The 23,025-nt window shown below is 71.2% G+C and carries 23 protein-coding genes; 9 read left to right on the forward strand and 14 right to left on the reverse strand.

The window, feature by feature from the left end:
• The 5 genes from ACIA5G_RS09365 to ACIA5G_RS09385 all read right to left on the reverse strand — a co-directional run.
• On the reverse strand, positions 1 to 1,478 hold a 1,478-nt coding region (locus ACIA5G_RS09365), incomplete at its 3' end, for an OFA family MFS transporter (protein WP_395922004.1).
• Positions 1,479 to 1,533: 55 nt separating this feature from the next.
• Positions 1,534 to 2,916, reverse strand: a complete 1,383-nt coding sequence (locus ACIA5G_RS09370) for an OFA family MFS transporter (RefSeq protein ID WP_395922006.1) — start codon at positions 2,914 to 2,916, stop codon at positions 1,534 to 1,536.
• A 165-nt stretch (positions 2,917 to 3,081) separates the two neighbouring features.
• On the reverse strand, positions 3,082 to 5,208 hold the full coding sequence (locus ACIA5G_RS09375; RefSeq protein WP_395922008.1) for an acetate--CoA ligase family protein: 2,127 nt from the start codon (positions 5,206 to 5,208) through the stop codon (positions 3,082 to 3,084).
• A complete protein-coding gene (gene frc, locus ACIA5G_RS09380) occupies positions 5,209 to 6,438 on the reverse strand; it encodes a formyl-CoA transferase (protein ID WP_395922009.1) in 1,230 nt (409 codons plus the stop codon). It lies immediately after the preceding gene.
• Positions 6,439 to 6,452: 14 nt separating this feature from the next.
• Positions 6,453 to 8,189 (reverse strand): thiamine pyrophosphate-binding protein, encoded by a 1,737-nt coding sequence (locus tag ACIA5G_RS09385; RefSeq protein ID WP_395922011.1) that lies wholly within the window; start codon positions 8,187 to 8,189, stop codon positions 6,453 to 6,455.
• 284 nt (positions 8,190 to 8,473) lie between these two features.
• Here ACIA5G_RS09385 and sucC point away from each other — a divergent pair, with 284 nt between their 5' ends.
• The 4 genes from sucC to ACIA5G_RS09405 are packed head-to-tail and all read left to right on the forward strand — an operon-like array spanning position 8,474 to position 11,745.
• Positions 8,474 to 9,619 (forward strand): ADP-forming succinate--CoA ligase subunit beta, encoded by a 1,146-nt coding sequence (gene sucC / locus ACIA5G_RS09390; protein ID WP_395922012.1) that lies wholly within the window; start codon positions 8,474 to 8,476, stop codon positions 9,617 to 9,619.
• Between the two features lies 1 nt (position 9,620).
• Complete coding sequence (sucD, locus tag ACIA5G_RS09395; protein ID WP_395922013.1) at positions 9,621 to 10,502, forward strand: succinate--CoA ligase subunit alpha; 882 nt, start codon at positions 9,621 to 9,623, stop codon at positions 10,500 to 10,502.
• On the forward strand, positions 10,502 to 10,927 hold the full coding sequence (locus tag ACIA5G_RS09400) for a beta-class carbonic anhydrase (protein ID WP_395922015.1): 426 nt from the start codon (positions 10,502 to 10,504) through the stop codon (positions 10,925 to 10,927). The genes sucD and ACIA5G_RS09400 overlap by 1 nt, the downstream gene beginning before the upstream one ends.
• Complete coding sequence (locus tag ACIA5G_RS09405; protein WP_395922017.1) at positions 10,927 to 11,745, forward strand: LysR family transcriptional regulator; 819 nt, start codon at positions 10,927 to 10,929, stop codon at positions 11,743 to 11,745. Before ACIA5G_RS09400 ends, ACIA5G_RS09405 begins: the two co-directional genes overlap by 1 nt.
• Here the strand turns inward: ACIA5G_RS09405 and fdhD are convergent.
• The 3 genes from fdhD to ACIA5G_RS09420 all read right to left on the reverse strand — a co-directional run bounded on the left by fdhD (position 11,733) and on the right by ACIA5G_RS09420 (position 14,902).
• Entirely contained in the window at positions 11,733 to 12,566 is an 834-nt protein-coding gene (fdhD, locus tag ACIA5G_RS09410; protein WP_395922018.1) for a formate dehydrogenase accessory sulfurtransferase FdhD, read from the reverse strand. The genes ACIA5G_RS09405 and fdhD overlap by 13 nt on opposite strands.
• Position 12,567: 1 nt before the next feature.
• A complete protein-coding gene (locus ACIA5G_RS09415) occupies positions 12,568 to 13,878 on the reverse strand; it encodes an OFA family MFS transporter (RefSeq protein ID WP_395922019.1) in 1,311 nt (436 codons plus the stop codon).
• 616 nt (positions 13,879 to 14,494) lie between these two features.
• Positions 14,495 to 14,902 carry an Lsr2 family protein gene (locus ACIA5G_RS09420; RefSeq protein ID WP_395922021.1) on the reverse strand — a complete coding sequence of 136 codons (408 nt, stop codon included), beginning with the start codon at positions 14,900 to 14,902 and terminating at the stop codon, positions 14,495 to 14,497.
• Between the two features lie 218 nt (positions 14,903 to 15,120).
• On the opposite strand from ACIA5G_RS09420, the gene ACIA5G_RS09425 reads away from it, so the two are divergent.
• Together ACIA5G_RS09425 and ACIA5G_RS09430 are read left to right on the forward strand one after the other, a co-directional pair.
• Positions 15,121 to 15,444 (forward strand): hypothetical protein, encoded by a 324-nt coding sequence (locus ACIA5G_RS09425; protein ID WP_395922022.1) that lies wholly within the window; start codon positions 15,121 to 15,123, stop codon positions 15,442 to 15,444.
• Positions 15,445 to 15,660: 216 nt separating this feature from the next.
• Positions 15,661 to 16,008, forward strand: a complete 348-nt coding sequence (locus ACIA5G_RS09430; RefSeq protein WP_395922023.1) for a hypothetical protein — start codon at positions 15,661 to 15,663, stop codon at positions 16,006 to 16,008.
• Here the strand turns inward: ACIA5G_RS09430 and dinB are convergent.
• On the reverse strand, positions 15,947 to 17,137 hold the full coding sequence (gene dinB, locus ACIA5G_RS09435; protein WP_395922024.1) for a DNA polymerase IV: 1,191 nt from the start codon (positions 17,135 to 17,137) through the stop codon (positions 15,947 to 15,949). The two genes, ACIA5G_RS09430 and dinB, sit on opposite strands and share 62 nt — an antisense overlap.
• A gap of 155 nt (positions 17,138 to 17,292) precedes the next feature.
• Here dinB and ACIA5G_RS09440 point away from each other — a divergent pair, with 155 nt between their 5' ends.
• Both ACIA5G_RS09440 and ACIA5G_RS09445 read left to right on the forward strand, forming a co-directional pair.
• Positions 17,293 to 17,712, forward strand: coding sequence for a hypothetical protein (locus ACIA5G_RS09440; RefSeq protein ID WP_395922025.1), 420 nt, complete (start codon positions 17,293 to 17,295; stop codon positions 17,710 to 17,712).
• 16 nt (positions 17,713 to 17,728) lie between these two features.
• Entirely contained in the window at positions 17,729 to 18,235 is a 507-nt protein-coding gene (locus tag ACIA5G_RS09445; RefSeq protein ID WP_395922026.1) for a 2'-5' RNA ligase family protein, read from the forward strand.
• Positions 18,236 to 18,266: 31 nt separating this feature from the next.
• Here the strand turns inward: ACIA5G_RS09445 and ACIA5G_RS09450 are convergent, their stop codons facing one another.
• The 5 genes from ACIA5G_RS09450 to ACIA5G_RS09470 all read right to left on the reverse strand — a co-directional run bounded on the left by ACIA5G_RS09450 (position 18,267) and on the right by ACIA5G_RS09470 (position 22,569).
• Complete coding sequence (locus ACIA5G_RS09450) at positions 18,267 to 19,346, reverse strand: hypothetical protein (protein ID WP_395922027.1); 1,080 nt, start codon at positions 19,344 to 19,346, stop codon at positions 18,267 to 18,269.
• A 9-nt stretch (positions 19,347 to 19,355) separates the two neighbouring features.
• Complete coding sequence (locus ACIA5G_RS09455) at positions 19,356 to 19,931, reverse strand: hypothetical protein (RefSeq protein WP_395922029.1); 576 nt, start codon at positions 19,929 to 19,931, stop codon at positions 19,356 to 19,358.
• Positions 19,932 to 19,963: 32 nt separating this feature from the next.
• Positions 19,964 to 20,398, reverse strand: a complete 435-nt coding sequence (locus ACIA5G_RS09460) for an XRE family transcriptional regulator (protein ID WP_395922031.1) — start codon at positions 20,396 to 20,398, stop codon at positions 19,964 to 19,966.
• Positions 20,399 to 20,610: 212 nt separating this feature from the next.
• Entirely contained in the window at positions 20,611 to 21,663 is a 1,053-nt protein-coding gene (locus ACIA5G_RS09465; protein WP_395922033.1) for a hypothetical protein, read from the reverse strand.
• Between the two features lie 102 nt (positions 21,664 to 21,765).
• Positions 21,766 to 22,569, reverse strand: coding sequence for a helix-turn-helix transcriptional regulator (locus tag ACIA5G_RS09470; RefSeq protein ID WP_395923491.1), 804 nt, complete (start codon positions 22,567 to 22,569; stop codon positions 21,766 to 21,768).
• 71 nt (positions 22,570 to 22,640) lie between these two features.
• Here ACIA5G_RS09470 and ACIA5G_RS09475 point away from each other — a divergent pair, with 71 nt between their 5' ends.
• Entirely contained in the window at positions 22,641 to 22,988 is a 348-nt protein-coding gene (locus ACIA5G_RS09475; protein ID WP_395922034.1) for a VOC family protein, read from the forward strand.
• Positions 22,989 to 23,025: the final 37 nt, after the last annotated feature.

Consider the following 23,025-nt stretch of genomic DNA (forward strand, 5'->3'; position numbering starts at 1 on the left):
CGACAGTAACCACGGCCCGGGGCCGGCGGGAAACCCCGGCCCGGCGCGGGTGGGGGATCCCCCGGGGGGGGGGGGGGGGGGGGGGCCGCCCCCCCGGCCCCCGCGGGGGGGGGGCCCCCCCCCCCCCCCCCCGGGGGGGCGGGGGGGGGGGCCCCCCGCGTCCGGCCGGGCTGGCGCAGGAACAGCGTCAGCACCGCGGACAGGAGTGCGATGCACCCGGCGAGGACGTACGCGCCGGTGTAGCCCCACACGCTGATGACCCCCGCGGCGAGCCCGCCGCCGCCGACGCCACCGACCAGTTTCGCGCTGTAGACCAGGCCGTAGTTCGAGGCGTTGTTGTTCTCGCCGAAGTAGTCCGGCACCAGCGCCGCGAACAGCGGGTAGAACGCGCCGCCGCCGAACCCGGTCAGGAACGCGAACACCATGAACAGGAACAGGTTGTGCGTGTTCCCGGCGTACAGCACACCGAACTGCGCGCCGGCCGCGATCACCAGCACCAGGGTGAGTGTCTGCCGCCGCCCGATCTTGTCCGACGCCCAGCCGACCACCGCGCGGCCGGTGCCGTTCACGATCGCCAGGACCCCGGCCGAAGAAGCCGCGACGAACGCGCCGAAGTGGCTCACCTTCGCGAACGGCACCTGGAAGTTGATGCCGAACAGCGAAACCCCGCCGATGATCACCAGGCAGATCCACATCAGGGGCAGCATCCCGGTCCGGACCGCCTCCACCGGCGAGAACTGCTTCACCGCGGGCGGGTTCTTGGCCAGGCGCCCGTTCTTGGACTGCCGGTCGCGGACCCAGCCGAGCGGGTCGACATCGTGGGGCCACCAGCTCTTCGGCGGGTCCTTGAACAGGAACCCGCAGATCCCGACGGCGATGAGCATGTAGACACCCATGACGTCGAGGATCACCGAGTAGTTGGCGGGGGTCAGGAACGCGGCGAACACGTAGATGAACGGAACCGCGCCGTAGGCGAAGCCGCCGTTGACGAAGCCCGTCCGCGCACCCCGTTTCTCGGGGTACCACTTGCCGACCATGTTGATGCAGGTCGCGTACACCAGCCCGGCGCCGATGCCGCCGAGCACGGAGTAGCCGGCGAACGCCAGCACGAGGTTGCCACTGTGGGAAATGGTGAAGTAACCGATCGCGCTGCACACCGCGCCGGCGAGCATGGCCGTCTTCGCCGACACGATGTTCTTCTCCCGCAACCGCCCGGCGGGGAAGGCGACCGCGGCCTGGAACACCGCCCAGATGCTGGCCAGCCAGAACGCGTCCGACAGCGTCCAGCCGTATTTCTCCTCCAGGGTGCCTTCGACGGCGCCCCAGCCGTATTCGAACACGCTGACCGCCATCATGGCGATCCACGGCAGCCAGACCATCCAGCTGCGCGAGCGCCCCATGATGTCGTGCGGGGTCTCGCCGATCCGGTACACGCGTCCGTTGTCGTCGACAATCTCCTGGTACCTAGCTGCGGTCATGAGAGTTCTCTTTCGTCACCGTTGACTTGTCTCCCGCTGTGCGCACCGGCTCCGGTCAGCCGGCGGCCGCCGGTCGCGCCACCAGCTCGGTTTCGGCGAGCAGGGAACGCTTTCCGCCGGGCTTGCGACCCGGTTGGCGAAGGAACAGGGCCAGCCCCGCGGCCAGCAGGCTCGTCCCGGCCGCCAGGTAGAAGGCCGCGCCGTAGCCCCACCCGTCGATGACGAGCTTGCCGAGGCCCGCCCCGACGATCCCGGAGACGAGCTTCGAGCTGTAGACCAGGCCGTAGTTGCTGGCGTTGTTGTTCTCGCCGAAGTAGTCGGCGGTCAAGGCGGCGAACAGCGGGAAGATCGCCCCGCCACCGAACCCGGAGACCATCGACGCCAGCAGGAACAGCGGCATGCTGCCGATCGAACCGGACAGGAACACCGCGACCTGGGCCAGCCCGAGGACCACGCACACCAGCAGCAGCGTCTGCCGCCGCCCGTACCGGTCGGAGATCCAGCCGATCACACCCCGCCCGGCGCCGTTGATGACCGCCTTCAGGCTCATCGCCAGCGCGACGATGCCACCGGCGAAGCCCATCTCCTTGCCGAAGGGGACCTGCGCGGAGATGCCGAAGATGTTCACCCCCGCCGTGCACAGCAGGCAGATCCACATCAGCGGCAGCATCCCGGTCCGGACCGCCTCACGCGGGGTGAACTGCTTGACGGCGGGCGGGTTCTTCGCCAGCGACCGGCGCACCCGCGGGTCGTCCGGCACCTTCAGCGGGTCGACGTGCGCCGGCCACCAGTTCTTCGGCGGGTCGCGAAAGAAGAACCCGCTCACCGCAACGGCGGCGGCCAGGAACAGCCCGACCGCGGGCAGGATGGCGCCGTAGTTGCCCAGGTCGAGGTAGTTCGTGAAGATGAAGATGAACGGCACCGACCCGTAGGCGAACCCGCCGTTGACAAAGCCGGTCTTCCCGCCCTTGCGCTCCGGATACCACTTGCCGACCATGTTGATGCAGGTCGCGTAGACGAACCCGGCGCCACCGCCGCCGAACAGGCCGAAGCCCAGGTACGCCCAGAAGACGCTCGGCGCATAGGCTAGAGCCACGTAACCGAGCACTGTACCGACCGCGCCGATCAGCATCGCGGACCGGGCGGACAGTCTGCCGCTTTCCCGCATCTTGCCCGCGGGGAACGCGACCGCCGCCTGGAAGAAGACCCAGACGGCCAGCAGCCAGAAGATGTGCGCGCCGTGCCAGCCGTGCGCCGCCGACAGCGTGTCCTCGGCGGAGGTGAACGCGTATTCCGAAGAGCTGATGGCCATCATGGCCACCCAGGGCAGCACCACCATCATCCACCGCGGCCGGCCCATGATGTCCCGGTCGGACTCACCGACCCGGTAGGTTCTTCCGTTCTTGTCGACTATCTCCTGAAACGTCGCTACGGTCATGAGAGTTCTCTTTCGTCACCGTTGACTGAAATTCACCGGTGCTTCGCCCCGGGCCGGGGGCTCCGCCACCCGAACCCCCGAAAGCACTGGTGGTCCCTCTGTTGCCGTCGTGCGGGTGGATCTTCGTCCTTTCTCCTTCGGCGGACCAGCCCCTGTGGAGGGTGTTCAGAGCAGTCCCGCGGCCCGCGCCCAGCGGTACTTCGCGCCGAGCACGGCCACGGGCTTTTCGGTGGTGTACGGGTAGGCGACCACGCCGTGGTCGTAGAGGTAGGTGCTCGCCTCCTCGACTTCGACGTCACCGGAGAGCGACGCGACGACGGGCTTGTGGATGCCCTTCGCGCGGTACTCCTCGACCACTTCGGAGACGAGCTCCGCGAACACCATCGGCGGGGTGACGATGGTGTGCCAGTAGCCCAGGATCAGGGCGTGGATGCGGTTGTCCTCGAGGCCCAGCGCGATCGTGTTGCGGTAGGTCGCAGGTGGCTCGCCGCCGGTGATGTCGATCGGGTTGCCGGCCGCGCCGAACGGCGGGATGAACTTCCGGAACGCCGTGTCGAGGTCGGGCGGGATCTCCATCAGGTCCAGCCCGTTGTCGACGCAGGCGTCCGAGAGCAGCACGCCCGACCCGCCGGCGCCGGTGATGATGACGACGTTCTCGCCCTGCGGTGTCGGCAGCAGCGGGATGCCGCGGGCGTACTCGAGCATGTCGTTCAGCCCGGGCGCCCGGATCACGCCGCTCTGGCGGAGGATGTCGTCGTACACCTTGTCGTTGCCGGCCAGCGCGCCGGTGTGCGAGCTGGCCGCCTTGGCGCCCTGCGATGTCCGCCCGGCCTTGAGCACGACGACCGGCTTGCGCTTCGAGACCCGCTTCGCCGTCTCCGCGAACGACCGGCCGTCCTTGAGGTCTTCGAGGTGCATGGCGACGAGCTGCGTGTTGTCGTCCTGCTCGAAAAAGGTGAGCAGGTCGTCCTCGTCGATGTCGGCCTTGTTCCCCACGCCGACGATCGAGGACACGCCCATCTTCGCCGAGCGGCTGAACCCCAGGATCGCCATCCCGATCCCGCCGCTCTGCGAGGAAAGGGCGACGCCGCCTTTGACGTCGTACGGGGTGCAAAACGTCGCCGACAGGTTCTCCGGTGTGTAGTAGTAGCCGTAGATGTTGGGCCCGAGGATGCGCACGCCGTGCTTGCGCGCGATGGCGACGACCTCGTCCTGCAGCTCGATGTTGCCGGTCTCGCCGAAGCCGGACGGGATGAGGATCGCGCCGGCCGCGCCCTTCTTGCCGACCTCCTCCAGCGCCGCAGGGACGAACTTCGCCGGGATGGCGAACACCGCGACGTCGACGTCGCCGGGCACGTCGGTGATGCTGGCGTAGGCCTTGCGGTCGAGGATCTCGGTGGCCTTCGGGTTGATCGGGTGGATCTCCCCCGCGTACCCGCCGTTGACGAGGTTCTTCATCACCGAGTTGCCGATCTTGCCGGCCTCGGCGGACGCGCCGATCACCGCGATCGACGCCGGTTTCATGATCCGGTTCATCGAGGCGAGGATCTCCTCCTGGGTGAACCGGAACGGCTCCTTCGCCGCGTCCGGGTCGACCAGGATCCGCACGTCCACAGCGGTGGCCCCGGCCGGCGTCGCGAGCACCGGGTTGAGGTCCACTTCGGACAGCTGCGGGAAGTCCGCGACCAGCTGCCCGAGCCCGGTGATCACCGCGGCGAGCGCGTCGCGGTCGACCGGCTCGGCACCGCGGACCCCGCGGAGGATCTCCGCGGCCTGGATGCCGTCGATCATCGAAAGCGCTTCCTCGGTGCTGGTCGGCGCCAGCCGGAAGGTGACGTCCTTGAGCACTTCGACCAGGACACCGCCGAGACCGAACGCGACGATCTTGCCGAAGGTCTGGTCCGTCACCGAGCCGATGATCACCTCCTGGCCCTCGGTCAGCATCTGCTGCACCTGGACCCCGAGGATCTCCGCGTCGGCGTTGTACGCCTTCGCGTTGTCGACGATCTTCGTGAAGCCGGCCTTGACCGCTTCGGCGGTGTTCAGCCCGACGAGGACACCGCCTGCTTCCGTCTTGTGCAGGATGTCCGGCGAGACGATCTTGAGCACCACCGGCAGGCCGATCTCCTCGGCCTGGGCGACGGCGTCGTCCGCCGTGGCGGCCAGCCGTTCGGCCGGCGTCGGAATGCCGTAGGCCTCGCAGACCGCACGCCCCTCGGGCGCGGTCAGCGAAGACCGCCCCTCCGCGGCCGCCTGGTCGAGGATCTTCTCGACCGCTGCGCGATCCACCACTCAGATCACCCCCGCCGCGCGAAACTTCTCGAGCTCCGCTTCGCCGTAGCCGAGCTCGGCCAGCACCTCGTTGTTGTGCTCACCGAGCAGGGGCGAGCGTTCGATCTCGACCGGCGAGTCGGACAGCTTGAGCGGGCAGCCGACGGTCTTGAAGCTGCCGCGCTCCGGGTGGGCCACCTCGACGACCGAGCCGAGCTCTTCGAGGGTCTCGTCCTCGATCAGCTCCTTCGTGGACAGGATCGGGCCGCACGGGATGCTGTGGGCGTTGAGCTTCTCCATCACTTCCCACTTGCTGTGCTTCTCGGTCCACTCCTCCACGAGCGCGAACATCTTGTCCAGTTTGGACAGCCGGACCTCGGGGGTGGCCCACGCCGGGTCGTCGGCCAGCTCCGCCTTGCCGATCAGCCGGGCGAGCGGCGCCCAGCCGGGCGGCTGGACGATCACGTAGATGTAGTCGTTGGGCCCACCGGGCGCGCACTTGACCGCCCAGCCGGGCTGCCCGCCGCCGGACGCGTTGCCCGAGCGCGGCACCTCGTCGCCGAAGTGGTCGTTCGGGTACTCGCCGAGCGGGCCGTGTGCCAGCCGCTGCTGGTCACGCAGCTTCACGCGGCACAGGTTGAGCACGGCGTCCTGCATGGCGACCTGGACGCGCTGCCCGCGGCCGGTGGAGGTCCGCTGATAGAGCGCGGCGAGGATGGCGGCCACCAGGTGGATGCCGGTGCCGGAGTCGCCGATCTGCGCGCCGGTCGCGGTCGGCGGCCCCTCCTCGAAGCCGGTGGTGCTCATCGCGCCGCCCATGGCCTGCGCGATGACCTCGTAGGCCTTGAAGTCGGCGTAGCGGCCCGGGCCGAACCCCTTGATGGAGGCGTAGATCAGCCGGGGATTGAGCGCGGCCAGCTTCTCCCACGGATAGCCGAACCGGTCGACCACACCCGGGCCGAAGTTCTCCACCAAGACGTCCACACCGGACACGAGCTTCTCGAAGACTTCCTTGCCTTCGGCACTCTTCATGTTGAGCGTGATGCTGCGCTTGTTGGCGTTCAGCATCGTGAAGTAGAGACTGTCCACTCCGGGCAGGTCACGCAGCTGCCCGCGGGTGATGTCGCCCCGGCCGGGGGTCTCCAGCTTGATCACGTCCGCGCCCAGCCAGGCGAGCAGCTGCGTGGACGACGGACCGGACTGCACGTGCGTCATGTCGAGGACACGGACGCCGTCAAGAGCCTTACCCATGACTTGTCCTCCGCTCACTTGTACATGGTCTGGTTCATGGTTCCGGGGGCGTACACGTCCGGGTCGACCCAGACGTTGATCAGCGACGGCTTGCCGGACTCCCGCGCCCGCTGCAGCGCCGGGGCGATGTCGGCCGGGTCGCGGACCTCTTCGCCGTACCCGCCGAGCATCCGGGCGAACTCGTCGTAGCGGACGTCGCCGAGGGTGTTGCCGACGCGCTCACGCGGCAGGCCGTACTTCGCGGCCTGGCCGTAGCGGATCTGGTTCATCGACGAGTTGTTGCCGACGATCCCGACGAACGGCAGGTTGAACCGCACCAGCGTCTCGAAGTCCCAGCCGGTGAGGCTGAACGCGCCGTCACCGAAGAGTGCGACGACTTCCTTGTCGGGACGCGCGTGCTTGGCCGCCAGGACGAACGGGACGCCGACGCCGAGTGTCCCGAGTGGACCGGGGTCCATCCAGTGGCCGGGTGACTTCGGCTGCACGACCTGGCCGGAGAAGGTGACGATGTCGCCGCCGTCGCCGATGTAGATCGAGTCCTCGGTGAGGAACTCGTTGATCTCGTGGACCAGCCGGTACGGGTGGATCGGGCTCGCGTCGGAGTGCTGCAGCGGCAGTCGCTTCTGCTTCGCCTTCTCCTCGACGGCTTGGAGCTCTTCGAGCCAGGCCTTGCGGCCGACCGCGCCGTTGTCGGCCCGCCCGGACGCGGCCTCGGCGACCGCGGCCAGCACCTGCCCGGCGTCGCCGACGATGCCGAGGTCGATGTCGCGGTTCTTGCCGACCGTGCGGTAGTCGAGGTCGATCTGGACGACGGTGGCGTCCTTCGACAGCCGCTTGCCGTAGCCCATCCGGAAGTCGAACGGGGTGCCGACGATGATGATGACGTCGGCGTTGTCGAAGGCGTACCGGCGCGAAAGCTGGAAGTGGTGCGGGTCGCCCGGCGGCAGGGTGCCGCGGCCGGCGCCGTTCATGTACGCCGGGATGTTCAGCGTGCGCACCAGGTCGACGGCCGGCTCGGTGGCGCGCGTCGTCCAGACCTGGCTGCCGAGCAGGATGGCCGGCTTCTTCGCGTGCACCAGCAGATCGGCGAGCTTCTCGATGTCGGCGGGGTCGCCCGCGTTCTTCGTCGACGCTCGGTAGCGGCCGGCTTCCGGGATGCGGGCCTGTTCGAGGGGCACTCGCGCGTCGAGGACGTCGCGCGGGATCTCCAGGAACGACGGCCCGGGCGCGCCGGCGTAGGCCTCGCGGAAGGCCATCGAGACGAGGTCGGCCACCCGCGCGGTGTGCGGCACGGTGGCGGCGAACTTGGTGATCGGCGTCATCATGTCCACGTGCGGGAGGTCCTGCAGGGACCCCATCTTGTGCTGGGTCAGCGCGCCCTGGCCGCCGATCAGCAGCATCGGGCTCTCCGCGCGCAGCGCGTTGGCGACCCCGGTGACCGCGTCCGTCGTGCCGGGTCCGGCGGTGACCACCGCGCAGCCGGGCTTGCCGGTGATCCGCGCGTATCCGTCGGCCGCGTGCGCGGCGACCTGCTCGTGCCGGACGTCGATGACCTGGATGCCTTCGTCGACACAGCCGTCGTAGATGTCGATGATGTGCCCGCCGCACAGGGTGAAGATCGTGTCGACACCTTCGGCCTTGAGCGCCTTGGCCACCAGGTGGCCGCCGGATATTTCGGCCGGCGCGGGCTCGGCGCCGTTCGTCGCTCGGGCACTCTCCCCCGCGGTGGTGCCGGTCGTGGTCAGCGCCATCACTCAACTCCTCTGGTCCACCGCCGGATCTCTCTTGTCCGGCGCTCCGTACTCGGTCCGCTCGCCGCCGCTCCCCTGTCCGTCGAGGTCAGCGGCCTCTTCGCGGCAGACTGTAGATTGCATACCGTATGGGGTAGGCATATAGTCACTCCTCAAGCAGCCCGTGTCCAGGGCCATCCGCAGGGTTTTTCCCGGGCTTCGAGCCGGCCCCCGCGGACCACCACCGCGTGCCCGGACACGGCGGACCTCCTTGCCCTGCACCGTCGCGGAAAGGACGCCCCCGCATGGACCTCTTCGAACACGAAGCCCGAGATCTCTTCGAGAAGCACGGTGTGCCCGTCCCCCGTGGCCGGGTCGCCGCCGATCCCGCCACGGCCCGGTCCGCGGCCGCCGGACTCGGCGGCCCGGTCGTGGTGAAGGCCCAGGTGAAGACGGGCGGCCGCGGCAAGGCAGGTGGCGTCCGCGTGGTGCATACAGCCGACGACGCCGAGCAGGCCGCCGACGACATCCTCGGCATGGACATCAAGGGCCACACCGTGCATCGCGTCCTGGTGACCGAAGCCAGTGAGATCGCCGCGGAGTACTACGTCTCCTTCCTGCTCGACCGCGCCGGGCGCACGTTCCTCGCGATGGCGTCGACCGAAGGCGGGATGGAGATCGAGGCGGTCGCGGCCACCAACCCGGACGCGCTGCTTCGTGTCCCGGTGGACGCGCTCGCCGGGGTCGACGCGGCCGCCGTCGCCGCCGCGTTCCCCGCCGACGTCCGGGCGGAGGTCGCGGGTGTTGTCGAAAAGCTGTGGGACGTGTTCGTCGCCGAGGACTGCACGCTGGTCGAGGTGAATCCGCTGGCGAGCACGTCCACCGGGATCGTCGCCCTCGACGGGAAGATCACCCTGGACGACAACGCCGCGTTCCGGCGCCTCTCCTCGTTCGACGACCCGCACGACGGCGACCCGCTCGAACGGGAAGCGCGGTCGAAGGGCCTCAACTACGTCAAGCTCGACGGCGACATCGGCGTGATCGGCAACGGCGCCGGTCTCGTCATGTCCACTTTGGACGTCGTGGCCGCGGCCGCTTCGGCAGCCGGCGCGCGCGGGCCGGCGAACTTCCTCGACATCGGCGGCGGCGCCTCGGCCGAGGTGATGGTCGACGGGCTGACCGTGATCCTCGGCGACCCGCAGGTGCGCAGCGTGTTCGTCAACGTCTTCGGCGGCATCACCGCCTGCGACGCGGTGGCGAACGGGATCGTGCGGGCCCTGGCGGTCCTGGGTTCCCGCGCCACCAAACCGCTGGTCGTCCGGCTCGACGGCAACAACGTCGCCGAAGGCAGGCGGATCCTCGCCGAAGCCGCCCACCCCCTGGTCACCGTGGTGGCCACCATGGACGACGCCGCCCGCGAGGCGGCGAAGCTCGCGATCGCGGAGGTCTGACGTGGCCATCTTCCTGGACGAGACCAGCCGGATCGTCGTCTCCGGCATCACCGGCTCCGAAGGCGCCAAACACACCCGGCGGATGCTGGCCGCCGGCACGAACGTCGTCGGCGGGGTGAACCCGCGCAAGGCCGGGCAGCACGTGGAGATCTCCGGTCGTTCGCTGCCGGTGTTCGGCAGTGTCGCGGAGTCGATCGGGTCGACCGGGGCCGACGTCTGTGCGCTGTTCGTGCCGCCGCCGTTCGTCGAGGACGCCGTCATCGAGGCCGTCGACGCCGGGATCGGGCTCGCGGTGGTGATCACCGAAGGCGTTCCGGTGCACGACACCGCCCGGCTGTGGGCACACGCCGTCGCCGCGGGCGGGCGCACGCGGATCATCGGGCCGAACTGCCCGGGCATCATCTCCCCCGGCCGGTCGAACGCCGGGATCATCCCCGCCGACATCACCGGGCCGGGGCGGATCGGCCTGGTGTCGAAGTCCGGCACGCTGACCTACCAGCTCATGCACGAGCTGCGCGACATCGGGTTCTCCACGTGTGTCGGGATCGGTGGTGACCCGATCATCGGGACGACGCACATCGACGCCGTCGAAGCGTTCGAAAAGGACCCGGAAACGGACTTGATCGTGCTGATCGGCGAGATCGGCGGGGACGCCGAAGAGCGGGCCGCGGAGTTCGTCCGGACGCACGTTTCCAAGCCGGTCGTCGGGTACGTCGCCGGGTTCACCGCGCCGGAAGGCAAAACGATGGGTCACGCCGGCGCGATCGTCTCGGGTTCGTCGGGCACGGCGTCGGCCAAGAAGGCGGCGCTGGAGGCGGCCGGGATCGCGGTCGGCCGCACGCCGAGCGAGACCGCGGCGCTCGTGCGCGAGGTGCTCGGCTGATGTCCGCGGTCCCGCGGCTGAAGCTGGCGGTGCTGGCGTGCATGGACGCGCGGATCAGCGTCTACGGGCTCCTGGGACTGCAGAAGGGCGACGCGCACGTGATCCGCAACGCGGGCGGCGCCGTCACCGACGACGCGATCCGGTCGCTGTCGGTGAGCCAGCACCTCCTGGGCACGCGGGAGATCGTGCTGATCCACCACGACGACTGCGGGATGCGCAAGTTCACCGACACGGAGTTCGCGCGGCGGCTGGAGACGCAGACCGGGATCCGGCCCGGCTGGGCGGCGGAGACGTTCACCGATCCGGTCCGGGACGTCCGGCAGTGCATCGCGCGGCTGCGGGCTTCGCCGTTCCTGCCGCACACGAACGTGGTGCGCGGGTACGTGCTGTCCGAGCGGACCGGCGAGCTGGCCGAGGTGCCGTGATGGACCTGCGCCAGCTGGCGGTCGTGGTGGCGGTCGCCGAAGAGGGCGGCTTCACCGCGGCCGCGCACCGGCTGCGGACGGTCCAGTCGACGGTGTCCACAGTGGTCCGGGCCCTGGAACGCGATCTGGGCACCCCGCTGTTCCACCGCACCACCCACCGGGTGGTCCTGACGCCCGCCGGCGAGGCCTTCGTGCCCGCCGCGCGGGCGGCCCTGGAGGCGGCTGAGCGGGCCCGGGCCGCGGTGTCGCCGGTGGGTGGCCGGGTCCGGTTGGGTGTCTGTCCGGGACTGCTCGCCGATCTGCACGGGGTGGTGGTGAGGTTGCGGAACGCGCACCCGGGGCTGGCGGTCGAGGTTCGGCAGCAGGCGTGCGGCGGATGGGGGCAGGCGCTCGCCGAGTCCACTGTGGATGCCGTGCTTTCGGTGCTGCCGGACCCCGGCAGCACCGCCGGACTCGCCACCACCCTGCTCTCCTGCGAGGAACTGGTGCTCGCCACCGCACCCGGGGGCTCCCGCTCGGCGCCGGCGGACCTGTCCGAACTGTCCCTGGTGGACTTTCCGCCGGGCTGGGCGATCCGCGATGCCGTCGACCGGGCGTTCCCCCGCCGGCGGATCAGCCTCGAAGTCGACGATCCGGCCGTCGCGGCGGGGCTCGTGCGGGCCGGGCTCGCGGCCTGCGTGCTCCCCGGCTCGGCGGCCGCGCGGTTCCCGGATCTCACCGTCCGGCGGTTCGCGCAGCCGCCGGTGTGGCAGCTCGCCGCCGTGCACCGGGCCGGTGTCTCGGCCGCCGTGGCCGCCGTGCTGGCTCAGCTCGCCTGAAGGCCCAGGCGGTCGGGTCGTGAGTAGACGTTCATCGACGTGCCGCGCAGGAAGCCCACCAGTGTCAGGCCCAGCTCCGCGGCCAGGTCGACCGCCAGCGACGACGGCGCGGAAACCGCGGCCAGCAAGGGAATCCCGGCCATCACCGCCTTCTGCACCAGCTCGAACGACGCGCGCCCGCTGACCATCAGCGCCGTCCCCGACAGCGGCAGCTTGCCGTCGCGGGTCGCCCAGCCGACCACCTTGTCCACGGCGTTGTGCCGGCCGACGTCCTCGCGCAGGCAGAGCAGCTTCCCGTCGGCGTCGAAGAGCCCGGCCGCGTGGAGGCCGCCGGTGCGGTCGAAGACCCGCTGTGCGGCGCGGAGCTCGTCCGGCAGCCCGGTCAGCGTCGCCGGGTCGGTGGTGAACGGGTCCGCGTCGACCGGCCAGGTGACCTTCGTGCGCACGGCGTCCAGGCTCGCCTTGCCGCACAGGCCGCACGAGGACGTCGTGTAGAAGTTGCGCTCCACCGAGGCGTCCGGCGGTGCTACGCCGGGTGCGAGCACCACGTCGAGCACGTTGTAGGTGTTGCTGCCGTCGGCCGTCGCGCCGGCGCAGTAGCGGATCGAGTGGATGTCCGTGGGTGCGCGCACCACACCTTCGCCGACCAGGAAGCCGGCGGCGAGGTCGAAGTCGTCCCCCGGGGTCCGCATCGTGATCGAGAGCGCTTTCCCGGCGACCCGGATTTCCAGGGGTTCTTCGACGGTCAGCGTGTCCGGCCGCGTGGTGTGCGCGCCGTCGTGGACGCGCACCACCCGGCGCCGGCTGGTCATCCGCCCCATGTCACGCCACCGGGAGCAGCGACTTGGGCCGGCCCGGCTGGGTCAGCCGCCCGGACAGCACCGCGCCGGCCAGGCTCAGCACGCCGGCCGCGGTGAACGCGCCCAGAAAGCCGTGCGAAGTGACAACAACGGCGGCGAGCCCGATCCCGACCACCGCGCCGACCGCCTTGGCGGAATACAGGATCCCGAAGTTCTGCGCGGCCGACTCCTCACCGAAGTACTCGCGCACCAGGCCGACCAGCAGCGTGTAGCAGCAACCGTTGCCGAGCCCGGCGAGCGCGACCCCCAGCAGCAGCCCGACGGCGTGCCGGTGTTCACCGGAGTAGAAGAGCACGAACTGCGCACCACCACCGGCCAGCAACGCGAACCGCAGGATCCGGTGCCGGCCGAGCCGGTCGGCGAGCCGGCCGATGAGGACCCGGCCGCTGCCGGTGGCCGCGGCGAGCAACGCCAGCGCGGCCGCGGCGAGCCCGGGCCCGGTGCGCTCGGCGACGAACGTCGCGAGGTAGGCGAGGTCGAACAGCAGCACGGCAGCGGCCAGCACGACAACGAGGTACAGCGCGAGGGTCGTCCCGCAGCGGAACAGCTCCGCCGGCCGGTAGTGCCGGACCGCGGGCCGCCGGTTGTGCGCGCGGTCCAGGGCCCAGGCACGCGGCTCGGGTGTCGCGGGCCACCAGTGACGCGGCGGGTAGCGCAGGAGCGCGGCGCACCCGGCGATCACCACGAGGACGACGGCCGCGGTGACGTCCAGCAGCACCGGACGCGCGGCCGGCAGAGCGGCGGCGAGCACGACGAACGGCACGCTGCCGTAGGCGAAGGCCCCGCTCACGATGCCGGTGCGGGGTCCGACGCGGTCCGGGAACCAGGCGAGCACCGCGCCGACGCAGGTCGCGTAGACCAGGCCGGTGCCGAGGCCGCCGAGCACGGAGTACCCGAGGAACACGACGAGCAGGCTGTTCGCGTGGCCGAGCGTCACCAGCCCCGCGGCGCACAGCACCGCGCCGGCGGCCATCGCCGCGGGCGCGGGCAGCAGACCGCGTTCGCGCAGCCAGGCCGCGGGAAAGGCGATCCCGGCCTGGCAGATCGCCCACACGGCCAGCGACAGCACGATGCCGCCGAACGTCCAGCCGTGCGCCCGGCTCAGCGCCGGGACGATCGCGCCGAAGCCGTACTGCTGCACCCCGGCGGCGAGCATCGCCGCCGCGGCCAGCCAGGTGATCCACGTCCGCGGCCGGCCGAGCAGCTCCCGGTCAGACTCGCCGACGCGGTACCGCCGTCCGTAGACGTCCTGGAGCTCGCGGACCTCGGCCATGGTGACCGCCTCCTCAGACCGTACTGAAGATTGTATGCAGTATGGAGTAGCCTGAGTGTGCGCTTATTGGGCTCGGATGTCCACTGGGATGCTCGGCCGTCAGCACGGTGCGCGGGGAAGACATGAAGGCGGCCCGGTGGCCATCGAGGGAGGAGGCAGCCACCGGGCCGGTGCTCCGTCGCGGTACCGGCCGCGAGGAGCACTTGCCAGTCTGGCCATCGGAGCCACCCTCCGACAAGCTTTTGCCCGGCCGGAATGCCGGGTCGCCGGGCGGCAGGGGTGACCACAGGGGACGCGGTGACGGCAATCGGTCACGCGCGGCAATCGCGCGGATACCGAAGTGGAGTGACGAAGAGTCGTCGCCGAGTCACCGGAAGAAGGGTCGGACGCCGTACGGATCGGCTTGGGCGCCACCGGCAAAGGTGGTCGCGCGGGGGTCGTCGGTCAGAAGCCACTACCCCGACGGCACGAACCACACCGGCGGCCATTCATCGCAACGGCCGTCACCCGGCCGGCCGGGCCCGCGGCGTCATTCGCCACGGAATCCGGCCGGACGGACCGGAAGCCCGGTCACGCCGGCCGGTTTCTCTTGCCCGGCAACGGTTCCGGGTCAGGACTACTTCTTGCGCGTCGCGCGCTTGCGCGCCGGCTTGGCTTCGACCGGCTCGGCCGCGGCGACCTGGTCGGCTTCGAAACCCGCGATGATCTCGCTGGAGAGACGGCCCCGCTCGGCGACCTCGTAGCCATTGGCCTGCGCCCATTCGCGGATCTGCCGGTTGCGCTCGCGGTCGGTGCTCGAGCTCGACGAGCCGGACAGCGACTGGCCGGTGGCGAGGCGGACCTTGCGGCCGCCGATCCGCCGGGCAGCGCCGACGTAGCGGGCGAGTTCGTCTCGCAGCGCGGAAGCGTTGTCCTCGGACAGGTCGATCTCGTACTGCACCCCGTCGAGGCTGAAGGGGACGGTCTGCGAAGCGTCACTCCCGTCGAGATCGTCCACCATCTCGACGTGCACCCGTTGCGCCATGGTTCGTCGTTCCTCATCTTCTCCAGAACACGGTCGGACAGACCCTAACCTGTCGAATCACGTCCGGCACGCGCGACACCCGTGAAGCGTCCACAATGGCCGCCCGGGCGAGCGGGTCGCCCGGGTCCAGGGTGACCGCAACCGGGTCGAAATGCCCGCGATCTTGGCGAGAAAATAATTTCGTGATATGCTCGAAATCAAATCGGTACCGTGGCGACATGACAGCCGCCGAGTTTCCCGGTAATGCTCCCCGTGCGAGCCGCCACGCGGCGGCACATTTGCGCGCCGACGCCGAGCCGGACAGCTGGGCCGAACGTCTCCTCGGCGACCGCGCGGAGGAACTCCTGGTGTGTCACCGGCTTCACGGCGCGCGTCTCGTCCTCGCCGGCGCTCGCGCCCAGGCCGGGTGCCGGAACCGGTTCACCGAAGCGCGGCTCACCCGCGTCAATTCCGGTATAGACCAGTATGTGATTCTCGGCATCGGGACGCGCACGGACGATTCCGGGCGTTCGAGGTCGACCACCCGGCGCCCCGGACGGTGAAACGGGAACTGCCGGCATCGCCGAGCCGGCTTCGGCCGCCTTCGTCCCGGTCGGCTTCGAAGCCGATTCGCTCCGGGAACAGCCCGTCCAGAGTGGACTCTCGACCGTTCCGCCCCGTGTTCGTGAGCTGGCTCGGTGTCACCGTGCCCCTGACGGGGAAGGCGATTCTCACCACATTGACGGATCCCGGCGGTTTTGCACCCGGGATCGGAAATCGTGACCGGCCACCTGCTGCCGCCGGAACTGCGCGCCGCGGCCGGAAACGCCTACGCCGCGGCCGTCGCGCCGGTGGCCGCGGAACAGGGTGAGCCGTGGCACAGCTTCCTCTCCCCCGCAGCCATGGCCGTGCCCCTCGGCAACGCCGGGAGTTCGAAGTCGTCGAACCGACCGGGCAGCTCGGCTGCGTCGATCCGGTGCGGCCCGCCGCGCTTTCCGCGCCGGCGCACGCGCACATTCCCGGCCGAGCAGGAATCGGCGGCGGCGGAAGCCGAACAGTTCGCCGTCAATCGGGCAGCATCGGCACTTCGAGGTCGTCCGAACGGCCGAGCAGGACCGCGCGGGTGACCGCCGCCTTGCCGAACCGGTCCCGGACCGCGTCCAGCGCGGTGTCGAGCTCGGTCGCCCGCTGCCGCTCGAACGGCAGGGCCGGCTGGAACGGGTTGTCGTCGGCCAGGTTGGACAGCGCGGCGCCCAGCAGGGTGATCCCGCGGTCGGCGATCAGCGGCAGCGCCGCGACGAGCAGCTCCCGCGCCGCTTCGAGCAGCACGCCGGTGCCGGCCGTCGGCTGGTTCAGCGTGTGCGAGCGGGTGACCCGGGTGAAGTCGGCGAAGCGCAGGCGGATCGTCACCGTCCGGCAGACGCGGTGGGCCGCGCGCAGCCGGCGGGCGATCCGGTCGATCAACGCCACCAGCACGACGTCGAGCTCGGCCGGCGTCCGCCTGCCGCGGCCGAGGGCCCGCTGGGCGCCGATCGAGCGGCGCCGCCGGCCCACCTCGACCCGGCGCGGGTCGCGGTTGTGCGCCAGGTCGTGCAGCTGGCCGCCCGACGCCCGCCCGAGCAGGCCGATCAGGTCCACCTGCTCCGACGCGGCAAGCTGGCCGACCGTCGTGATCCCGCGCGCCCGCAGCTTTTCGGTGGTGACCTTGCCGACGCCCCAGAGCGCGCCGACCGGCAGCGGGTGCAGGAACTCCAGCTCCGCGTCGTGCGGGACGACCAGCAGGCCGTCCGGCTTGGCCACCCGGCTCGCGACCTTGGCGAGGAACTTGGTCCTGGCCACCCCGACGGTGATCGGCAGGCCGGCCCGCTCGGCGACGGCCTCGCGCAGCCGTTCGGCGATGCGGCTGGGCCGCCCGCCGATCCTGGCCAACCCTCCGACGTCGAGGAACGCTTCGTCGATCGAAAGGCCTTCCACCCACGGTGTGGTGTCGTGGAAGACCTCGAACACCGCCCGGCTGGCGGCCAGGTACGCCGACATCCGCGGGGGCACGACCACCGCGTGCGGGCACAGCCGCCGGGCCTGCGCGCCGCCCATCGCGGTGCGCACGCCGTAGGCCTTGGCCTCGTAACTCGCGGCCAGCACCACCCCGCCGCCGACGATCACCGGCCGTCCCTTCAGCGCCGGATCGTCGCGTTGCTCGACCGACGCGTAGAACGAGTCGAGGTCGGCGTGCAGGATGGGACCCTCGTCCGTCATAGAACATATGTTCGCATAGACCCGCGCCGAAGTCCGCTCATCCGCCTGCCGCGGCGGGCGTGCCGCTGGCCGAAACTGAGCGTTTTCCCGGTTGTCCGCCGTGCGTGACCGCGCCCACACTCGAAGCCATCGAACCACCCGACCCTGGGGGCGAAATGACCGAGAAGTGCCACTGCGGCGACCACCACGCGTGGGCCGGCCCGAGCCCGGAAGACCGGCCGCACGCACCGCGGCAGCCGATCCTGGCTTCGACGCTGGCCCGTGAAGACCGGGCGGAAGACGCCGGGATGCTCGACCCGACCGACCGCGTCACCTGCCGCACGCACCACCGCTGGCTGCACGAGTGCGTGTCGTCCCCGGTGCACACCAACCCGGCGATCGGCTACCGCTGGTGCCGCCGTTGTGACCACCAGGCGCTGGTCGCGGTGGACGAGCTGACCGGCGACGTCGCCATCCACTGCGGGCTCTGCGGCCGCAGCCCGCACAGCCGCGCCAACCGGGAGCTCGTGGAGCTGTGCCGCCGCAGCCTGGCCCTGGCCCGCTCGAGCCGGTTCCCGGAGAGCGCCGCCGCCTGACTGCCATGATGCGGAGGTGCCCGAACCCGGAACCACCGCACTGGTGATCCTGCTGCCCGCCGCCGAACCCGTGCTGGCCGCGGCCCGGCGCGTCGACCCCGCCCTGGTCCGCCCCGGCCTGCCGGCCCACGTGACGGCGCTGTACCCGTTCTTGCCGGACACCGCGCTGACCGACGAGGTGCGCACCGCCGTCCGCGAGGTCGCCGCAGGATTCCCGCCGGCCGAGGTGCGGCTCGCCGAGATCGTGACGACACCCGGCTTCACGGCGATCCTCACGCCTTCCCTCCAGCCCGTCGCCGACGCCGTGTGCGCGCGCTGGCCGGAGGTCTTGCCGTACGGCGGCCGGTTCGGGCCGCAACCGACCGCTCATCTCACCGTGGCGATGGGTGAGGGTGACCTCGAGCGGGTGGGCGACGAGGTCCGGCCGCTGCTTCCGCTGGGCGTTCGGGCGGAAACGCTGCAGCTGGTCGCGCTGACCGAGCGTGGATGGGAGCCCCGGCTGGAAGCGCCGTTCGGGGGCTGAACAGTCAGCGCGCCGTTCGGCGGCTGAGCCGTCAACGCGCCGGACTGGCCGCCTTCGTCACCCCGTCCGACTTCCGGTACGCACGGGCGATCGCCCGCAGCCGCGCGACGTCCGCGGCGAACGGTTCCGTTGCGGCGACCGGCGGTTCCTCCTCCCCCGGCTCGTCCGGGAGGTCGCGCACCAGGCGGGCCGCGGCCGACGCCGGCAGCTCCGGTGTCACGCCGGCCAGGATCAGCCCGTCGTTGGTCTCGCTCATCGCCGTCAGCAGCCGTTCGCGGCGGGACGGCCCGCCCGGGTCGATGCGCACGATCTCCGGGAACCGCCGGGTGAGGTGCGCGCGCAGCGGCCGCAGGAGGCGGAGCGTCCGCGCGTCGCGGCGAGCGGCCGCCAGGCCGGGGACCGACGGGATCGTCAGCCCCAGCACGATCAGCAGCACCGACACCGCCGGGAACCCGACGTCGAGCGTGCACGGCAAGGTCGAGAAAGGCCCACGGCACAAGGCCTTCGCCGGATGGTCGGCCTGCAGGGCCTGGATCGTCGCGACGACCTTCCCGGCCAGGTAGGCGACGGCGAACGCCGACGCCAGCAGCAACAGCGCCAGCCCGGCGCGCAGCGCACCACCGCTCGCGCGGACCGTCACGGCGGCCACGACCCCGATGTCGAGCACGGCGAACCCCAGGTAGACCGTGTAGGCGAAGACGTAAACGACCAGCGTGGGGTGCGTGCGGTACAGCTCGTCGAACAAGCCGATGCCGCGCGGCAGGTCGGGGGTGCTGAAGAAGGTCACCACCAGCACGGTCAGCGCCACCCCGAGGGCGACGAGCCGGGTGCGCCGGCCGCGGTCGCGGGTGCCGCTGATCTCCGCGACCGTCAGCCCGATCCCGTACGCGGCGACCATGGTCGCGAGGTTCGACAGCAGGCGCCCGAGGCTGGGGTAGAGCTCGCTCTCGACGAGCTGCGCGCGGTTGGACAGGAAGCAGAACGCCGCCCCCAGCGCGATGAGCGAGACGGCCAGGCCCGCGCCCGCGCCGGTGCGCCGGGCGCGAAGGGCCCGCCAAATGCCGACGGCGAGCGCAAAAACCCCGACCCCGAGGAACAGAATGTCGATCACGGAAGAGGACTATCCCAGCAACGCCGCGAGCCGCCGGGCCTGGTCCGCCGCGCGGCCGGACGCGCCGGGCTGGACGGCGGGCGGTTCGCTCGTCGCCGCGCTCATCAGCAGCACCGCGATCAGCTCGGCCTCGTACTCGTCGGTGCCGCTCGTGACGCGGGTGAGCAGGTGTGACAACGCGCGCGGCGCGAGGTCCGGGGCGAGCTCGGCGGCTTCGGACTCCGACATCAGGCAGGTGCCGGTGTGCGCGCACAGCAGGTGGGCGAGCTCGTGGGCGATGATGTGGTCCTGGTGCAGCGCCGACGTGTGCTCGGTGTAGGCGATCAGGTCGTAGTCCGGGCGGGCCTGCCACGCGCCGGACGGCTGACCGGGCCGGTACTCGACCGGCACCAGGTCGATCTCGCGCCCGCGCCAGGCTTCGAGGCCGTCGACCCAGGCGTTCATCGACCACGGCCGGGGCAGCGGGACAGCGGCGAGCACCGTCCGCACCCGCTTCCGTGCGCCGGCTCGGAGGTCCGGCAGACCGCGCTCGTTGATGGGGCCTCCCCGCTCGGGCGCCAGCCGGGTGCACCGGGGCGCGATCACGGACGAGATCATCGTAACCGAGGCGGCCGGGCTCACTCGGGCTTCCGCCGCCGGCCCTCCCGGCGCCGGGTGTCGTCGTAGCCGGCGAGCTGGTCGAGCAGCGCCGTCACGGTGTCGCGGTCGCGCGGCGAAAGCTGCATGGCCCGCTGCGCGAGGTTCCGCGCTTCGCTGTCACGCCACGCGACGACGTCCTCGACCTGCTTGTCGACCTGCCCGGCGACGTCGTCGTCGAAGAAGTACGTCACCGGCACGCCGAAGAACTGGGCGAGCGCCTGGATGTGCGAGCGCTTGGGGTCCTTGCGCGCGCCGACGGCGAGCTGCTGGACGTGGGTGGCCGACATCGTCACGCCGGTCTGCTCGGCGACCCCGTGCGCGATCTCCCGGTAGGAGTACGGCTTGCGGTCCGGCGGGTGCACGGTCGCGATCAAATGCGCCAGCCGTTCGGCGAAACTGCGCTCCTCGCTCACCACACACCACCCTCAGCCATGAAACGTGACACGCCCCAGCCTAACTGTCCTGAAAACTTGACACAGCCTGTCCCGGAAAGACTACGATACCCCTGTCCGGTGTTTCGTAAACAGGACAGAGGACCCGGGGTGGCGCAGGCGGCCGCGGGGTGACTCACGTGGTCGCTGGGGGTGGCCACGCGCCTAGCCCCGTTCCGCCGCGCCGCTCCGGTTCAGCGCACCCCCATGGCCGCGGCCAGTTTCGTGAGGTCGTCGCGCAGTCCCGGCACGGCGTCGCCGGTGACGCAGCCGGTGGAGAACTCGACGTAGAGATCGTCGACCTCGGGGATGTCCACCTCGAAGTCGAGGTCGAGGTCGTAACGCTCGAGGTATTGCCCCGGGTCCATCCCGGCGGCCTGCCGCAGCCGGTCTTCGACGGCTCCCGCCGCCGCCTCGGGCAGCGTCCGGCTCTCCAGCTTGAGGTGCAGGTCGGCCGCGTCCGGGTCGGGGCCGAGGATCAGGTCGTTGGTGCGGTCGCAGGGCCACTCGGTGAAGTCGCGGGTGACGTCCGGCAGCGGCGCGAAGCCGGACAGGCCGGCGGTCAGGTCCTGGATGGCCGCTCCGGTCGGCGCCGCCGGGAAGGGGCCGCGGTAGAGCGACTGGTCGAGCAGCTGCAGCCCGAACCAGCCGCCCAAGAACAGCCACAGCCCGAGCCCGAACGCGAGGAAGCCACCACCGACACCCAGCCGGGGTGAATAATCGCGTGCGAAGGCATCGGGAACAACGCCGTAGCCGGCTTCGAGATCCGGCCGCTTCTCGTGCACCGCCGTGACGAAGGCGTCCGCGGCCCGGAAGTCGCGCCAGCGGGCACGCACCCGGCCGCCGCCGGTGCGGAGCTCGACAACCTCGCGGTCGAACTCGCTCGATGAACGAAGCGCGACGATCAGGCCGATCAGCAACGAGGTCGGCAGCCAGAAGGCGAGCCAGAACGGCTTGGCCGACACCGCACCGCGCCGGACCTCGGTGATCTCCGCGTACGGCAGGCGGGAGCCGCCGAAGACGATCGCGTCCGGACCGAATTCCGCTTCGGGCGGCCAGGCGCGGCCCATCAGCCAGGCGACCACCGCGACCAGCACGTCGAACCCGACGCCGATCCAGAAGAACGGGCGTTCCGGGGCGACGGTGATGCCGTAGCCGTGCCACGCGGTGAAGGCGAGCGCCACCGCGAGGACCACCCAGGTCCACCGGCGTGCCCGGGACAACGGGAGGACACGGGTCTCCGACATGCGCCGAACGGTAGGGGCGGCGACCGGGGTGGGGTACGGCAGAAAAGCCGCCCTTGCCAACGGCTTTCGGCGTAGTGGGCGGCGGTGCGGTTCGCGTCCGGCTCACTTCGCGAGCAACCGCCGCAGCACTGCCGGCGTCGCGCCGGTCTGCTCCCGGACCGTGCGGGTCAGGTGGGCCTGATCGGCGAACCCCAGATCCGCGGCCAGGACCGCCAGCCGCTTCTCCCCCGCCTCCAGACGCTCGAGCGCCCGGCTCACCCGGACCCGGTTGCGGTAGCGCGTCAGCGACACCCCCAGCTCACGCGGGAACGCCCGGCTCAGCCGGTACGGCGACACCCCCAGCAGCTCGGCGAGCGGGAACAGCCCGGCCGCCGCCGGGTGGTCCGTCGTGATCGCTTCGCGTGCCTTCGCCACCAACGCGCCTTCGTCCGAGACAGGTGTGGACGCCGTCCGGATCGCGCGGCCCACCAGGACCAGAAGCTGTTCCGCCAGCGCGTAATCGGGGTCGGCGACCGAGGCGACGGCGCGGCGGTGGGCCAGCTCCAGCGCGCCGTCGACGTACACCGTGGGACGGACGACCCGGTCCCCCGCGAGGTGCCGCCACAGCTGCGCGCCGAACGTCACCGAGGTGCAGACGTCGCCGCCCGCCGGGTGCGCGAACCGCTCCTCCTCGCCGGGCACGGCGAGGTAGGCCAGCGTCGGGTCCGCGTCCGCCGCGATGCCCCGGGCGTACCGGCGGAACCGGCCGCGGCGCACGAGCACCAGCCGGTGGCCGTCCGCCACCTCGGGTGCTGACCAGCCGGTGTGGTCGTCGGCGCAGCGCACCACGCTGACGGTGTACCCGGGGCGGGCCACAACTTCGACTGCTTCACGCACGGACCGGAAGCTACGCCGGGGGTACGACAGTTCCCGCAAGGATCTTCAAGACCGCGAGCCGGGCCGCGGGCAGGCTCCCGCACGACGAAAGGAGTCACCCCATGTCCGCAGAACTCACCACGATCGTCCTCGACTGCGCCGACCCGGCGACCCTCGCCGCCTTCTACGCGAAGGCGCTCGGCTGGGAAGTCACCTACCAGGACGACGAGACCGTCCAGCTCGGCGGCCCGGTCGGCCTCGGCTTCCAGCGTGTTGCGGGCTACCGCGGCCCGGGCTGGCCGGACGCGGCGAAGCACGCGCACCTCGACTTCAAGGTCGGCGACCTTCGCAGCGCCGTCAAGGAGTTCGAGGCGCTCGGCGCGACCAAGCCGGACTTCCAGCCCGGCGGGGACGACTGGGTGGTGCTCGCCGATCCCGAAGGTCACCTCTTCTGCCTCATCCCGGGCTGACGCGGTGGTGGCCCCTCGGCGAAGGAGGGGCCACCAC

This window comes from Amycolatopsis sp. NPDC051758 (assembly GCF_044453095.1).
In the GTDB taxonomy this organism is placed as follows: domain Bacteria; phylum Actinomycetota; class Actinomycetes; order Mycobacteriales; family Pseudonocardiaceae; genus Amycolatopsis.